This window comes from Psychrobacter sp. 1Y4, assembly GCF_051847555.1.
On record NZ_JBPYDE010000005.1, the window covers coordinates 158524 to 173702 of the forward strand.

The following is a 15179-nucleotide window of genomic DNA, read 5'->3' on the forward strand; positions in this document are numbered from 1 at the left end:
TGTAACGTATTTACTAAGCCAAAATTGCGCTAGTGTATCATCAAAAATTTTCATTAAATGATGAAAAATTAAGGACTAAAATTATCATGGCTCTTCCCACCCTTAGAATACGCATGCGTCGCAAGTACTACCGCCTAGTCTTTACAGGACTCATGGCACTGATGATGTCGCTTATTATCTCGACTGCGTTGATACTGGTCAAAACAGGCTATAGTGATCATTTCTTCGCTGATCTACTGGGGTCATGGGGGCTGGCATTTATATTCGCTTGGCCAAGTGCTTATGTTTGCGCGTATCTGGTGCAGGAGCATATACTTAGTCGGATTGAATTTTATTGAGTAGTCTCAACCTTGTTTTTTAAACAAGCTACCCTATGATTGATCGTTCCCTCCAGTACTGGCTCGATCTGCGCGCACTCTGCGTCAGCGAGCGGACAACGGGTGCGAAACACACAGCCAGATGGCGGATGAATAGGACTGGGCAAGTCACCTTCTAACAGCTGAATGGTTTTGTTACGCTCAGCGATAGGGTCAGGTAATGGCACCGCTGACATCAGCGCTTGAGTATAAGGATGGGTTGGATTGCCGTAGACTGCTTTGTCCACCCCAAGCTCAACCGCGTGACCCAAATACATCACCAGCACTCGATCGGCAATATGTTTGACCACCGATAGATCATGAGCAATAAAAATGAGCGCCAGCCCCATCTCTTCTTGAATATCTTGCAATAAGTTAATAACCTGCGCTTGAATAGAGACATCAAGGGCGGAGACAGGTTCATCGCAGATAATGATTTTGGGCTTCAATATCAGTGCACGCGCGATACCAATACGCTGACACTGACCGCCTGAGAACTCGTGCGGATAGCGGTTGATTTGATTGGAGAGTAGGCCCACCTTTTTCATAATGGCGCGTACTTCGTCTTGCACTTCCGCCTTTTTCATCTTTGGATAATAAGTACGCAATGGCTCAGCGATGATATCGCCGACGGTCATGCGCGGATTCAAGGAAGCCAGCGGGTCTTGGAAGATCATCTGAATGTCTTTGCGCTTTATTCTCATAGTCTTTTTGGAGGCGCCCACGATCTCAGCATCATTGAACTTAATGCTACCCGAATTGGCACGTACCAGTCCGATGATCGTTCGAGCAAGTGTGGATTTACCGCAGCCTGACTCCCCAACCACGCCTAAGGTCTCGCCGGCAAACAACTCAAAAGATACGCCATCAACTGCTTTTAAGGTATCGGGCTTTTGCCAAAAGTACGAGCCTTTGCGCTTGATAGCGAAGCTTGTGCGCACATCTTGCACTTGTAATAGTGGGGTTTGGTTCAGCGTTAGATCAGGCGCTTGACTGGTCGTGTTAATGGTCTCTACATTCGCTGTGGTCATGCCTAACCCTCCAAATTCAATAGATTGGTATTGCTCTTTGCTGACGTATCCACTTGCATCTCAGGCTGCCAATAACAGGCGCGCTGACGCTCATGCGGTAAGAACTCAAGCGGCGGTGGCACATCGCGACAGATATCCATCGCGTGCGGACAACGCTCATGAAACGGACAGCCAGTCGGCAAGTTTAGCAAGTTCGGCGGACTGCCTGGAATGGTCGCAAGCTTACCACCTTTATCGTCAAGACGCGGAATGGCTTTGAGCAGGCCAATCGTATACGGATGCGTCGGCGTATAAAATATCTCCTCGGTCTCGCCATACGCCATGGTTCGCCCTGCATACATGACCAATACCCGATCGCAGATACCCGCGACCACGCCCAAATCATGAGTAATCATCACAATGGTCGTACCAAAGTCGCGCTTAAGCTCGTTGAGTAGCACCATAATCTGCGCTTGTACAGTGACATCAAGCGCTGTCGTTGGCTCATCAGCAATCAAGAGTTTAGGGCGACATAAGAGCGCCATAGCGATCATCACGCGCTGACGCATACCACCTGAGAACTCATGTGGATACATACCGATACGTTTTTTGGCTTCTGGAATCTTAACTGCGTCGAGCATTTTTATCGATTCAGCCCAAGCCGCCTTTTTACTCATGCCTTTATGTAAAATCAAAACCTCGGCAAGCTGATCGCCTATTTTCATATAAGGGTTCAGGGAGGTCATCGGATCTTGAAAGATCATCGCGACTTGCTCAGCGCGGATTTTATTCAATGCCTTTTGCGGTAGTCCTAGCAGCTCCTGACCTTCAAAACGTACCGAACCTTGAGTGCGGCCATTTTTAGCCAACAGCCCCATAATGGCAAAGGCGGTTTGCGATTTACCAGAGCCGGATTCACCAACGATGCCTAAAGTCTCCCCTTCATTGAGGTTAAAATTTAGACCATTTACCGCGGTCACCAGACCGTCTTCTGTCGTAAACTGTACAGATAAATCTTTGACGGTCAGTAAGCTGTTTTTCTCAGAGCGGCTATCTACAGGCGCGTCCCTACTGTCATCACGAATGGTCGAAACTATTTTTTTAGGAGGACTGTTTTTAGTATCATTTTTAGCATGGTTTTGAGCGGCGGTATTGATATTTTGAGTTGTCATAGTGTCGACCTCCTAGCGATCTTTGGGATCAAACGCATCACGCAGACCATCGCCGATAAAGTTAAAGCAAAATAGAGTAATGACCAAAAATGCAGACGGAATCAAAATCTGCCATGGTGCTACTTGCATAGTCTGCGAGCCTTCTTGTAGCAGCGCGCCCCAACTGGTCATCGGCTCTTGTACACCCAGTCCTAAGAAACTTAAGAACGACTCAAATAAAATCATCGTCGGTACCAGTAAGGAAGCATAAACCACCACCACGCCGAGCACGTTTGGCACGATATGACGCAGGATAATATTAAACCCTGACACCCCACCGACGTGCGCCGCTTCGATAAACTCTTTACTTTTAAGACTCAGCGTCTGACCACGCACAATACGCGCCACATCAAGCCAAGAAACCAAGCCTATAGCGACGAAAATTAAAATAAGATTACGACCAAATATAGTCACTAGCAAAATCACAAAGAACATAAATGGAAAGGCGCTTAAAATCTCCAAGAAGCGCATCATGATCATATCGACTTTACCACCAAGATAGCCTGACGTTGCGCCATACACGGTACCAACCAATACCGCCACCGTTGCGCCTGCGATACCGACTAATAAAGATATCCGTCCGCCCATTGCAGTACGTACGAGCAAGTCGCGACCGAGCGAGTCGGTACCAAAATAATGCTGGTTTTCAATCGATGGCGCCGCTTGCATAAAGCTCCAATCGGTCTCAGCATACCCATAAGGCGCTAGCATCGGTACAAATATCACAAAAGCACCGACCAGCAATAAAATAAAAAAGCTGGCCACTGCGGCTTTGTTTTGATAAAAGCGTCGCCACGCATCTTGCCAAAGGCTACGGCCTTTAATCTCTTTGGTAGGCAAATCAGCCATGCCAGTAGGTTGGTCTGCGATAAGGCTCATAGTCGTCCTTTTAATAATCTGTCATTTAAAGTGTTAAGCGGCAGTGCGCTCTAGATAACGGCTCGTTTTTGATCACAATCAATACTGAACTTTGGGATCAATAACGGCGTATAAAATATCGACAATAGCGTTAAAAGCAATGGTCAATACGCCAACCAAAATGGTCAGACTCAGCACCACACCATAATCGCGATTAAGCGCTCCATTGACAAATAACTGACCGATACCCGGTAGACCAAAGATGGTTTCAATAACAATAGAGCCTGTGATAATACCCACAAAAGCAGGGCCTAGATAAGAAATAACAGGTAGCGACGCTGGACGCAAAGCATGCTTTAACACAATCTGACGCATCGGTAACCCTTTAGATTTGGCGGTGCGTATATATTGGCTGTTCATCACCTCGATCATCGAGCCACGCATGATCCGCGCGATACTTGCCACATAAGCCAGCGCTAACGCAGTCACGGGCAGGATAAGGTTTTGCACTGCGCCATCGTTCCAGCCGCCTGCCGGTAACCACTGCAAAATGATGGCAAAAATAAGCACGAGTAACGGCGCTTTGACAAAGCTTGGAATCACAACGCCGGTCATCGCAAAAGCCATGAGCACGTAATCAAGCCATGAGTTTTGCTTGAGTGCAGCGATAATACCAAGTGCCAAACCCAGTACCACTGCTACTACAAAGGCATAAAATCCAAGCTCTAACGAGACGGGTAGAGACTGGGACAACAGCTCATTGACCGTATAGTCTTTGTACTTAAAAGACGGCCCAAAGTCGCCTACTGCCAACTGCTTTAAGTAGTTGACATATTGTAGCCACATTGGGTCGTTAAGATTATATTTGGCTTCAATATTTGCCAATACCGCAGGTGATAAGTTGCGCTCTGTTGTAAAAGGACTACCAGGCGCTAGGCGCATCATAAAAAAGGACACGGTAATCAAAACGAACATGGTCGGAATGGCTTCTAAGATACGCCGAAAGATGAGCTTTAGCATAGAACCTCTTTATAGAACCCTTGTATAAAGGTTCCTATCTCTAAAATTTTTCTTGAAACAATGACCTTCAAGATTTATAAGTCCAAACAGACAAGCGCTATAAATCAGAACAAATATTTTTTATAGCGCTCACTCATAAATGTGATTTAATGACTAGTGTTTGGCAATAGAGATATTTTTGCCCTGCCAATTGCCCAAAGGATCATTCTCCGAAAATCCGATAACATAAGGCTTAACCATTCGCGGACTGACGTAGTGATAGATGTTTAACAGCCCCATATCGTCATCCAACTGAGCCTCTGCTTGCTGATACAAATCTGCACGTTGCGCATCGGTGACCCCAGGTTTTAGGGTTTGCGCCATCAGACTGTCAAATTTGGGGCTATTGTATTTACCGTAGTTGCCGCTATTGTCGGATTTTGTGATATTTAAAAAGGCTGAAGGCTCATTGTAATCCGCACACCAGCCAGCACGCGCAATTTCATAATTACCGTTACGGCGCGTATCAAGGTAGGTTTTCCATTCTTTATTGACTAAATTAACATCGACAAACCCAAGTGCTTGCTTCCATAATGAAGTGGCAGCAACCGCGACCTTTTTATGATTGTCATTGGTATTGTAGAGTAGCTCAAAGCTAAGCGGGTTATTCTCATCATACCCTGCTTCATTGAGTAGTTTTTTGGCCTCAGCGATACGCTTGTCTTGATCCCAACTGGACCACTCTGGTGTGTTTGCCACATCACCATTGGTCACAGTAGGCGTCAGCTGATAAGCGGCCGTTTGGCCTTGACCGATTACCTTATCAACGATAGTGTCACGATCTAAGGCTAGCGCCAAAGCGCGGCGTACTTTAGGATCATCAAAAGGCGGTTTTACGGTATTAAATTCATAATAGTAAGTACAAAGGTAAGGCGATACTCTCAGCTCTTTTCCATAATCTGTTTGCAAAGAGTTAAATTGCTCGGTTGGAATCTCATTATAGGTTACATCAACCTCACCTGCCTGATAGCGCGATACATCAGTCACGCTAGAAGGAATCGGTAACATGGTAATCGTATCAAGCGTAGTATTGGCGTCATCGTAATACTCAGAGTTGCGCGATAGCACCAGCTCGTCGTTGATCTGCCATTTACTGACGGTATAGGGGCCATTGACTACGATATTAGCAGGGTCTGTCCACTTATCGCCAAATTCTTCGACAGTCTTTTGATGTACTGGTTTAACTGAATTATGAATCAGCATATCGGGGAAGTACGGTACTGGTTCTGTTAGTGTCACCTGCAGCGTCTTATCGTCGATGGCTTCTACGCCTAGCGTCTCAGTACCGGCGGCGCCCTCAACGATTTGATCGGCGCCTTTCACTTTGGCATCGACCAAATAGCTTGAATAAGGGGACGCTGTATTTGGATCGACCAAACGACGCATACTATAAGCGAAATCCTCTGCGGTAACCGGATCACCATTTGACCAGTTGGCATCACGCAGTTTAAACGTCCATACCTTGTTATCGTCGCTCTCCCAGCTGGTTGCCATTGCTGGGATAGTTTTGCCATCAGCATCGGTATTGGTCAGGCCCTCAAGTATTTGACGACCAATATTAGATTCGGGTACGCCCGATACTTTATGCGGATCTAGCGACTCAGGCTCGGTGCCGTTGTTGATGGTCAGCTCTTGCGTTTCAGCCAAGACATTAGGGTCAATGTCAGCTGCAGCATCGGCATTGCTGGTGTTGGCAGTATTGTCGCTACAGCCCGTCATAAACATAGCAAGTACAAGAGAAGTGGGTAAAAAGACGGTAGTACGCAGGGAGGTAGGGTTGAAAGTCATATGATATCCTATCGGGCAGATGGCAAGCAGCTTGCCCAATCTTTTAGTAAATCCATTTAAGTTTAGTATCTCTTACTTATGTCATTAAAGGTCATATTTAGACCTTTCACCTTGTAATTACAACGCTTCAACCAAACCCTTTTAGGTCTAAATGAGCAGTTACTATTACCTATTGATAACACAAATTAGAAAACTATTGGTAACATTAATAATAAAAAAAGTTATGAATGTCAACAGCTTTTAAGAATTTGGAGAGGATATGAGGTAGAAAGAGTCTCTTAAGACGATGATGCTATTGGGTCAAAATGATGAAAAACCCTGTCAGTTTATGAATTTTTGCACAAGATTTATCGCTTTTATCGCTTAAAACCGACCTTTCATCAAAAGACTGCTCTTCTGTTATGAATTGTAGTCAAAATTTTTCAATAGCCTACAATGCTCAGTAGGGGTTTATTTGACTGTTTGGTCTGAATCTTAATAGAAGTGATGTTACCTTGTGATTGTAAGTCGATGACAACGTTCATTAACCAAACTGATGTTGCGATAGACACGCGCGACTTGCTACTGTGGCTGGTAGTTTTTCACCAATCAAAAACAAAAAAGGATTTATTATGCGTAGCGCAACTTATGAGACTTTTGGCAAACCGACTGAGGTATTGAGCCTTGGTGACAGCCCTATTCCAGAGCCAAAGGCTACCGAGGTGCGAGTCAAAACCGTACTCGCCTCGATTCACAACCATGATCTGCTTACCATTCGTGGCAAATACGGCTTTAAACCTGAACTGCCAGCGATCGGTGGTTCTGAAGCCTTGGGGATCATCGATGCTGTCGGTAGTGACGTCAAAGACCTAAAAGTCGGTCAGCGTATTGCGGCAGCAAGCGTCCAAGCAACGTGGGCTGAATACTTTACCGCACCTGCCAGTATGATATTCCCTATACCGGACAGCTTAGAAGACGAGATGGCGGCACAATTGATCGCTATGCCGCTCAGCGCTCTTATGCTACTTGAGTTCTTAGAAGTAGAGAGTGGGCAATGGATTATTCATAATGCCGCCAATGGCGCAGTCGGTAAGTCGCTTGCGATGTTGGCTGCGGCGCGCGGGGTGAATACCATTAATGTGGTACGCAGTAGCGATGCATTACAAGAGTTAGAAGCGCTTGGTATCAAAAACAATATCAATAACTCAGATGACGACTGGAAAGATCAAGTCCGTAACATCATAAGCGATGACAGCATCAGCGCCGCAGTAGACTCGGTCGGCGGTGAGGCCAGTGGTGATTTACTGTCATTGCTAGGTCACTATGGTACGTTTGCTGTCTTTGGCGCAATGTCAGGCAAGCCAATGGCGCTCAATCCTACTGATATGATATTTAAGCAAGCAACGTTAAAAGGCTTTTGGGGCAGCAAAATCAGTCAAGAAATGAGTGTCGAAAACAAGCAGCGTTTGGTTGATGAGCTGATCGAGCGCGCCGTTGATGGCAAGTTAAAGCTGCCCGTTGAAGCAACTTTTGATCTGGCGGATATCATCAAAGCAGTCGATGGTAAATTGCAGTCTGAAAAAACAGGCAAAGTGCTTTTGAAGCCTTAGTTTTTAGTCAATACTAAAACTATCAGTGATGGCAGTGTTCTTCTTAGAATGCTGCCATTTTTTTATGTTTTTATTTAACAATAGTAACCCATTCATCGAATTTACAATGATAAGCAAGTAACAACGTTAGGTAACCAAAATCAAGTTGAGAACGCTTAGTCTGAGTTGTTATCGTCTATAAGTAGCAAATTATAGTCAGTACTAAATAAAATCAATACATTATTAGCTACGTGCTACTGGTATAAATTTTCCTCGCTTGCTGTGTGCTTCGCACTCCAGAGGCTTCGCAAAATCCATTCCAGCAGCACTGTATCGGTTTTAAAGTGATTTGACTATGTTATCAAGCTTATATCTCTTTAAGTACTCAAACTTATAAATAATAAAAAGGATATTTCTATGCGCACTGCAACTTACAACGAATTTGGCAAACCCTCAGAAGTGCTTAGTGTAACCGAAAGCCCTACTCCAGAACCTAATAATAACCAAGTCCGTATCAAAACCATCTTATCTTCTATCCATAACCATGATTTGGTTACCATCAAAGGCGAGTACGGTAATAAACCTGAATTGCCTGCGACGGGCGGTAGTGAGGCGGTAGGAGAAATCGATGCTTTAGGTAGCGCGGTCACAGGCTTTGAAAAAGGTCAGCGCGTGGTAGTCTCAGGCGTACAAGGTACGTGGGCGGAGTATTTTATCGCTCCTGCTCAAAGCTTAATCCCGATACCAGATGCTATCGACGATGAAATGGCATCTCAATTAATTGCTATGCCTATGAGCGCGTTGCTACTCATTGAATTCTTAAATATTGAACCCGGTCAGTGGATCATCCAAAACGCGGCTAACGGTGCGGTCGGTGAATCCATGGCAATGCTCGCTCCCGAGCGTAATATCAACACCATTAATTTAGTACGCAGCAAAGAGTCAGAGCAAGAACTCATCGATTTAGGTATTACCGAAAACAACGTTGTCACCGATAATGATGACTGGAAAGAGCAAGTCAAAAATATCGTTGGTGACGACAAAATTAGTGGCGCTGTCGATGCGGTCGGCGGCAAGTCTGGTGGCGAGCTGGTATCTCTACTAGGTAAACACGGTGTGCTAGCATCTTTAGGTGCTATGTCTGGCAAACCGCTCACACTCAACCCTAGTGACCTGATTTTTAATTTGGCGCAGGTAAAAGGCTTTTGGGCGAGCGATATGATGCAAGAGATTAGTAGCGATGATATGCAGCGCCTAACCCGTGAGCTGATTGAGCGCGCGGCAAGCGGTCAATTAAAACTCCCTACTGGCGGCATTTATCCTTTAGATGATATTCAAACAGCGGTCTCTGAAAAAGTACAGTCAGACAAAAAAGGTAAGATATTGATTAAGCCTTAATATATGTGTTTAAAACCTATTTAATCCAAAAGTAATAAAAAAGGAATAATATTATGTCCAATCAAACGAACGCTGATAATAAAACCTTTAAAGCCTTAGTTGTCGAAGAAACGAACGACGGTGAATTTACAAAAAGTATTGAGCAGCGCAACGTCAGTGATTTGCCTGAGAACGATTTATTGATCGAAGTTCATTATTCATCATTAAATTTCAAAGATGCCATGTCAGCATCGGGCAATAAGAGAATCACTAGAAACTACCCGCATACCCCTGGTATCGATGCCGCTGGTATCGTAGTCAGTGACAAGTCTGGCACGTTTTCCGAGGGTCAAGAAGTCGTAGTCTTTGGCTATGATTTGGGCATGGATACGGATGGTGGCTTAAGTCAAATGATTTCTATCCCTGCCGATTGGGCGGTAGCCTGTCCAGAATCTTTATCGCTAAAAGAAGCCATGATATATGGTACTGGCGGTCTAACCGCAGCCTTAAGTGTGCAAAAGCTGGAAAAAATGGGCGCAAAACCTGAAGATGGTCCAGTCGCCGTCACGGGCGCAACGGGCGGTGTCGGTAGTATCAGTATCGCGATTTTGAGTCAATTGGGCTACGAGGTTATCGCCTTCTCAGGTAAGCCTGAACAAAGCGATTATCTAAAAGATCTTGGCGCAAGCGAAGTCCGTCATCGCGATACTATCAATGAGATCGGCAATAAACCTGTCGGGCGCGAGCTATGGGCCAACGCTATTGATACCATCGGTGGCGACTACCTAGCCAACTTACTTAAGCAAACCAAAGCGGGCGGCGCAGTCACTTCTTGTGGTCTAGCGGGCGGTGCTGAATTTTCGATGACGGTCATACCGTTTATCACTCGTGCGGTGTCCCTACTCGGTATCGATTCGGTCTATATTCCATTGGCTGATAAAAAAGCGATTTGGCAACGTGTTTCAACCGATATGAAACTGCCTGATCTTGAGAGTTATGCTGAAGAGATTACCTTAGAGCAAACGCCTGAGTACTTAGATCGCTTTATGGCGAGTAAAACGGTAGGACGTTATGTGGTGAATGTGCAGGGTTAGGTTTTGGTTTAAAAAATAGGTTTTTATATGATGGCAGCATCTCTTTTGAGGTGCTGTCTTTTTTTTGACTTGAATAGCTCTTAAAATCATACAAACTAAGTAATACTAATATGTTACTTGGTAATTAGTTCTTTCACTCCTTAATTAATTTCCAAAAATTACACAACTAATTACACATAATGTGTATTATATAATAAATTTAAATAGACTTATCAGCTTACTGAGAGTTCGTTATGTGTGACTACAAAAAGTTATCGAATCAGCCTTTAGTCTTTGTATTAGCAGAATTTAGATTTTCTCCTATACTAGATATGAAGGAATATATACCTAAGATTCAAGACGCTTTGAGAAATAAGCTACCAATTCTAAGAAACACTGAGACCCAGGAAATTACGGTGTCGCCTAACGGTATAAGCTTAGAGGCTCAAGCCAACTGGGAGTTTATCTCTAAAAACAGTCATACCGCAGCTTCTATTAACCAGAATCGTCTGTTGTTTATGACTAGTGAATATGAACGATTTAATGGATTTGAAGGAAACTGTGATTTCTTATTACAAACTATCATAGATATTATTAACCCAAGCCTCTGTTTAGGTGTTGGTTTACGTTATAGCGATACCATTTTTAACATTGAAGGCAAAGGCTCAATAGAAGACTTTGTTCAGTCTAGACTATACAACAACGATGATTTAAAACTGTCAGGGAGCTTACTAAGACAGACTAATGAAACCTTATGGAGAACGACAGAAGGGGCTATTTTTATCCGTTCGATATATGGTGAGGATAAAGTTTTAGTTTGGCCTGATGCAGAGAACCTGCCTATTGCAATACAAAAATCTTCTGATAAGCCTGTTAAAAGACTACTATTGGATATTGATCATGTATGGAATGCGCAGGAAGAAGAGTATGGTCCACTAGATTTTGATAAAGGATTAATACTTAATAAGCTATCAAACATGCATAAGATCAGTCGAAAAGCATTTTGGAATGTAACAACAGAACAAGCCAAGGAGGCATGGAAATGAGACAAAATAGTTATGGAGCAAATAGCTGGATAAATAAGAATATTACTACCGCTCTTATAGGCGCTTCTATTCTTGCCACTACTCCAGCCTATGCTTTTAAGAAATCAACCAGTTACGATAACAGTCGTTATATAATTGACAAAATGAGCCAAGCAAGCGGATCAAGTATTAATGTTAAGTACAATACTCGCCAGTCTCAGCTTTCGACAATAAAAGAGTATTTTGATTTGAGTGATGAAGAGCTTGCTAACCTTGTTGGTGTCTCAAGAAAAACACTGTACAACTGGGAGAAGCAAGGGATTAGTAAAGAAAAAGATAGACAAAGAGTGTTTGAGTTAAGCGTTATCGCAGAAGACTGGAGTTATAACAAGCTTCCTACTGATAAAGAAAAGCTGTTTACCCCTATCCTAGGTTCTACTAGCGTGATGCAAATGTTGACAGATAAAAAGCTTGATAGAGAAAAAATAATTTTTGCAGGTCGACGTCTTGCTCATCAATCATTGGCGCCTGAAGTAGGTTTGATTTAGAGGTTTAAATGCAGCGTATACTCGAAGCATTAGGATGGCGACAAGGCAGCTTTGTCAAACCTGAATCAGTTGCAAAGCTCATAGGTGATATAGATAGTACGTTCACTATATCTGCTAACAACTTGTTGGTTGTTGCCTCACAATCATGCGACGTTGCCTCCTCGCAAGAAGAATACATCGAGCTCTCTATTGTCCGGCTTTTATCAGCTGAAGCGTTTAAAAAACAGTATAGCCACAACCGCCACCCTAGAATGTTGCATATAGAAGCAAACTCAAGCAGCTCTGATGAGAAGATTATTTTAGAGCTAAAAGCTCATGAAAAAATACAAATAGAAAAACAACTTCTTGAAGAACACACTCCTGATAACTCAATTAACTTTTTAGAAGATAATCTAAATCTGTATGTGGATTGGTTAGCAGGTCGTTATAAGAGACCTGCATTACCTACGAAATTTGATCAGTTAATCGCGTCTTCTGATAAGAAAGGTAAGAGAAAAAAGATTGCTAAGCGAGCTAATGATTATCTAACTGGTATATATGTTGAGATTTATCCAAATCGAGATATCAATGATGATGAAACTTATTCAGTGAATTTGTTAGGTATAGCTTCTAATGATCAGTCTATTACTTCTGCTACTGATGCACTTAATGACTATGCTGATATATTGGAAGATGCTGGAATGGACGTTTCTGTTCCTAAAGTAGTTACTGAATTTCAAGTTTCTGTAGGAACCCTACGTCAATATCAACGTATCAATTTTGACTATCTTTCGTACGAAGAAAATAACCCTTTACCACCTGACACAGAAATTTAAAACAAAAAACACCCAACCAAGTTGAGTGTTTTTTTATGTCAGCTAAAGACTAAGTAGAGATTATTCCCACTCAATAGTAGCCGGTGGCTTGCTCGACACATCATACGTCACGCGTGAGACGTCAGCGATTTCATTCATGATGCGATTACTTACCGTCTCAATCAAATCATACGGCAGATGGGCAAAGCGCGCGGTCATAAAGTCGACAGTTTCAACCGCACGTAGCGCAATCACCCACGCATAGCGGCGACCATCACCGACCACGCCAACAGACTTGATCGGTTGGAATACCGCAAAGGCTTGTGCGGTCTTGTCATACCAGCCTGAGCGCTCCAGCTCCTGCATAAAGATAGCATCGGCAAGACGCAGGATATCAGCATATTCTTTTTTCACCTCACCCAAGATGCGCACGCCAAGACCTGGACCTGGGAATGGATGACGATAGATCATTTTCTCTGGTAATCCAAGAGTGATACCAAGCTTACGAACTTCATCTTTAAATAGATCACGTAATGGCTCGACCAACTCAAACGCCAAGTCATCGGGTAGACCGCCCACATTATGATGGCTCTTAATGACGTGCGCTTTGCCTTGATGCGATTTGGCTGATTCAATCACGTCAGGATAAATCGTACCCTGTGCTAAGAACTCAATGGTTTTGCCATCGCTTTGCTCGCTCACTTCACGCGCGCTATTAGCGAATACATCAATGAAAGTTTTACCGATGATTTTACGCTTGGCTTCAGGATCAGACTCGCCTGCTAATGCATCTAAGAATAAATCTTCGGCATCGACACGGATGACTTTGACGCCCATGTTTTCCGCGAAGATTTGCATGACCTGATCGCCTTCATGTAGACGAAGCAGACCGTTATCGACAAACACACACGTGAGCTGATCGCCAATGGCTTTATGCAATAGCGCAGCGACCACAGAGCTATCGACGCCGCCTGATAAACCAAGCAATACTTGCTTATCACCGATTTGCTCTTTGAGCTGTGCCACACGCATATCGACGATATTGTCTGGCGTCCACTCACCAGCACAGTCGCAAATCTGATGCACAAATCGGCCGAGGAGCGCTTGACCTTGTAAGGTGTGCGTCACCTCAGGATGGAACTGAAGACCATAGTACTGCTTGTCATCATCAGCCATAATCGCAATCGGACAGCTTGGTGTGCTGGCAATGATATCAAAACCTTGTGGCGCTTCGATGACCTTGTCGCCATGACTCATCCATACATTCAGCTTGGCTGACTTGCCTTCCGTGCTGCTGTCTTCGATGCCTTCAGTTAGCTGCGAGTGTCCGTTAACGTCAATCGTCGCCGCGCCAAATTCATGGATATCACTAGCGTGAACCTGTCCGCCAAAACGATCTGCCATCGCCTGCATACCGTAGCAAATGCCGAGTACTGGCACACCAAGCTCAAATACCGCATCATTGATACGCGGACTGTCCTCAGCATGTACGCTCTCAGGGCCGCCCGATAGGATGACACCTTTTGCACCAAAGTCATGGATACGCTGAGCGTCGATATCATAAGGGAACATCTCACAAAATACCCCAGAGTCGCGCACACGGCGAGCGATAAGCTGGCTGTACTGTGAGCCAAAATCGAGAATGAGGATGCGGTCTTCTTTGATAGTAGGTAATGCAGGAGTGGCAGTGGTCATAAATCAATGTCCATCAAGAAAAAATTAGTGGCCTATTTTAACAAGTTTGCGCCCATTAATGGCTATTAGATGATGAATTATTCGCAGTTATTGACGATTATTAGCCGTTTTGCCATTTATTCGTAGTTATTTGAATTTGACGGTATTAAATGTGAGAAAAGAAAAGGCAGCAATATCGATAATAAGGAAGCTTTGCGCTTACTAATCGCATTTTATACGCAATTAAGTAAACAAAACCATGCATTTATAGCTACTATAAGGTTAAGCGCAAAATAAAAGTGACGGAGATAAACGATGACTAAGCCATTGAAAGGGTTACCCCAAGAGTTACTTCAAGAGACACTCAAAAACACCCAAGACTACATCCTAACCAAGTCTGATATCGAAAATACGCCTGAGACCAAGCATGTTCACCAGTTCAATGAGTGTGCTATTCGGCATACGGTTTCGTTGAGTGACATCACTGGTCTGACTAAATTCGGTCTGCATCTTGTGCGCGTTGAGCCGGGAGATGAGACCACGCAGCATCATTATCATGAAGAGTCAGACGAATTTGTCTATGTATTATCAGGACAGCTTTCATTGCGTTATGGCGATAACAATTATCCGTTAACTGCTGGCGACTTCGTAGGTTTCCCCGCGCATGGAGCTGCCCATTCTATGCTCAACGATAGCGATACAGACGCAGTCTATCTGATGGGCGGAAGCAGACCGCCGATTGATATTTGCAATTACCCAGACATCAATCGAAAAATGTATACTATCCACGGAAAAAAGGAATTTGTAGACTTAGAGAATCTAGGCAAGGTATAGAATT

14 protein-coding genes are annotated in these 15179 nt (G+C 43.9%); 8 read left to right on the forward strand and 6 right to left on the reverse strand.

What is annotated here, in order from left to right; genetic code table 11:
- Positions 1-86: 86 nt before the first annotated feature.
- Positions 87-338 (forward strand): DUF2798 domain-containing protein, encoded by a 252-nt coding sequence (locus ACS8FC_RS05990; RefSeq protein ID WP_439262586.1) that lies wholly within the window; start codon positions 87-89, stop codon positions 336-338.
- Here the strand turns inward: ACS8FC_RS05990 and oppF are convergent.
- From oppF to ACS8FC_RS06015, 5 genes are all read right to left on the reverse strand, one after another.
- Positions 332-1387, reverse strand: coding sequence for a murein tripeptide/oligopeptide ABC transporter ATP binding protein OppF (gene oppF, locus ACS8FC_RS05995; protein WP_439296157.1), 1056 nt, complete (start codon positions 1385-1387; stop codon positions 332-334). The genes ACS8FC_RS05990 and oppF overlap by 7 nt on opposite strands.
- A gap of 2 nt (positions 1388-1389) precedes the next feature.
- Positions 1390-2538, reverse strand: a complete 1149-nt coding sequence (gene oppD / locus ACS8FC_RS06000) for an oligopeptide ABC transporter ATP-binding protein OppD (RefSeq protein ID WP_439262588.1) — start codon at positions 2536-2538, stop codon at positions 1390-1392.
- Positions 2539-2550: 12 nt separating this feature from the next.
- Positions 2551-3456, reverse strand: coding sequence for an oligopeptide ABC transporter permease OppC (oppC, locus tag ACS8FC_RS06005; RefSeq protein ID WP_299185809.1), 906 nt, complete (start codon positions 3454-3456; stop codon positions 2551-2553).
- A gap of 78 nt (positions 3457-3534) precedes the next feature.
- Positions 3535-4455: an oligopeptide ABC transporter permease OppB gene (gene oppB / locus ACS8FC_RS06010; protein ID WP_299185808.1), complete on the reverse strand. Its 921-nt coding sequence runs from the start codon at positions 4453-4455 to the stop codon at positions 3535-3537.
- A gap of 153 nt (positions 4456-4608) precedes the next feature.
- Positions 4609-6282, reverse strand: coding sequence for an ABC transporter substrate-binding protein (locus ACS8FC_RS06015; RefSeq protein ID WP_439296158.1), 1674 nt, complete (start codon positions 6280-6282; stop codon positions 4609-4611).
- A 611-nt stretch (positions 6283-6893) separates the two neighbouring features.
- Between ACS8FC_RS06015 and ACS8FC_RS06020 the strand changes: the two genes are divergently transcribed.
- The 6 genes from ACS8FC_RS06020 (at position 6894) to ACS8FC_RS06045 (ending at position 12688) form a co-directional block, all read left to right on the forward strand.
- On the forward strand, positions 6894-7871 hold the full coding sequence (locus ACS8FC_RS06020) for a zinc-binding dehydrogenase (RefSeq protein ID WP_439296159.1): 978 nt from the start codon (positions 6894-6896) through the stop codon (positions 7869-7871).
- Between the two features lie 396 nt (positions 7872-8267).
- Positions 8268-9248 (forward strand): zinc-binding dehydrogenase, encoded by a 981-nt coding sequence (locus ACS8FC_RS06025; RefSeq protein WP_439296160.1) that lies wholly within the window; start codon positions 8268-8270, stop codon positions 9246-9248.
- Positions 9249-9301: 53 nt separating this feature from the next.
- Positions 9302-10321, forward strand: a complete 1020-nt coding sequence (locus ACS8FC_RS06030) for an oxidoreductase (RefSeq protein WP_439296161.1) — start codon at positions 9302-9304, stop codon at positions 10319-10321.
- 233 nt (positions 10322-10554) lie between these two features.
- Positions 10555-11346: a TIGR04255 family protein gene (locus ACS8FC_RS06035; protein ID WP_439296162.1), complete on the forward strand. Its 792-nt coding sequence runs from the start codon at positions 10555-10557 to the stop codon at positions 11344-11346.
- On the forward strand, positions 11343-11873 hold the full coding sequence (locus tag ACS8FC_RS06040; RefSeq protein ID WP_439296163.1) for a hypothetical protein: 531 nt from the start codon (positions 11343-11345) through the stop codon (positions 11871-11873). Before ACS8FC_RS06035 ends, ACS8FC_RS06040 begins: the two co-directional genes overlap by 4 nt.
- An 8-nt stretch (positions 11874-11881) precedes the next feature.
- Positions 11882-12688, forward strand: a complete 807-nt coding sequence (locus ACS8FC_RS06045; protein WP_439296164.1) for a hypothetical protein — start codon at positions 11882-11884, stop codon at positions 12686-12688.
- Between the two features lie 60 nt (positions 12689-12748).
- Here the strand turns inward: ACS8FC_RS06045 and guaA are convergent, their stop codons facing one another.
- Positions 12749-14362: a glutamine-hydrolyzing GMP synthase gene (gene guaA, locus ACS8FC_RS06050; protein WP_439296165.1), complete on the reverse strand. Its 1614-nt coding sequence runs from the start codon at positions 14360-14362 to the stop codon at positions 12749-12751.
- Positions 14363-14656: 294 nt separating this feature from the next.
- Between guaA and ACS8FC_RS06055 the strand changes: the two genes are divergently transcribed.
- Positions 14657-15175 carry a cupin domain-containing protein gene (locus ACS8FC_RS06055; RefSeq protein ID WP_439263347.1) on the forward strand — a complete coding sequence of 173 codons (519 nt, stop codon included), beginning with the start codon at positions 14657-14659 and terminating at the stop codon, positions 15173-15175.
- Positions 15176-15179: the final 4 nt, after the last annotated feature.

Bases quoted from the DNA above. Each gene is read 5' to 3' on its own strand.
- ACS8FC_RS06045 (WP_439296164.1), top strand. From the start codon at position 11,882: ATGCAGCGTATACTCGAAGCATTAGGATGGCGACAAGGCAGCTTTGTC.
- ACS8FC_RS06015 (WP_439296158.1), bottom strand. From the start codon at position 6,282: ATGACTTTCAACCCTACCTCCCTGCGTACTACCGTCTTTTTACCCACT.
- guaA (WP_439296165.1), bottom strand. From the start codon at position 14,362: ATGACCACTGCCACTCCTGCATTACCTACTATCAAAGAAGACCGCATC.
- oppF (WP_439296157.1), bottom strand. From the start codon at position 1,387: ATGACCACAGCGAATGTAGAGACCATTAACACGACCAGTCAAGCGCCT.
- ACS8FC_RS06030 (WP_439296161.1), top strand. From the start codon at position 9,302: ATGTCCAATCAAACGAACGCTGATAATAAAACCTTTAAAGCCTTAGTT.
- oppB (WP_299185808.1), bottom strand. From the start codon at position 4,455: ATGCTAAAGCTCATCTTTCGGCGTATCTTAGAAGCCATTCCGACCATG.
- ACS8FC_RS06025 (WP_439296160.1), top strand. From the start codon at position 8,268: ATGCGCACTGCAACTTACAACGAATTTGGCAAACCCTCAGAAGTGCTT.
- ACS8FC_RS06040 (WP_439296163.1), top strand. From the start codon at position 11,343: ATGAGACAAAATAGTTATGGAGCAAATAGCTGGATAAATAAGAATATT.
- ACS8FC_RS06020 (WP_439296159.1), top strand. From the start codon at position 6,894: ATGCGTAGCGCAACTTATGAGACTTTTGGCAAACCGACTGAGGTATTG.
- ACS8FC_RS06055 (WP_439263347.1), top strand. From the start codon at position 14,657: ATGACTAAGCCATTGAAAGGGTTACCCCAAGAGTTACTTCAAGAGACA.
- oppD (WP_439262588.1), bottom strand. From the start codon at position 2,538: ATGACAACTCAAAATATCAATACCGCCGCTCAAAACCATGCTAAAAAT.
- oppC (WP_299185809.1), bottom strand. From the start codon at position 3,456: ATGAGCCTTATCGCAGACCAACCTACTGGCATGGCTGATTTGCCTACC.
- ACS8FC_RS05990 (WP_439262586.1), top strand. From the start codon at position 87: ATGGCTCTTCCCACCCTTAGAATACGCATGCGTCGCAAGTACTACCGC.
- ACS8FC_RS06035 (WP_439296162.1), top strand. From the start codon at position 10,555: ATGTGTGACTACAAAAAGTTATCGAATCAGCCTTTAGTCTTTGTATTA.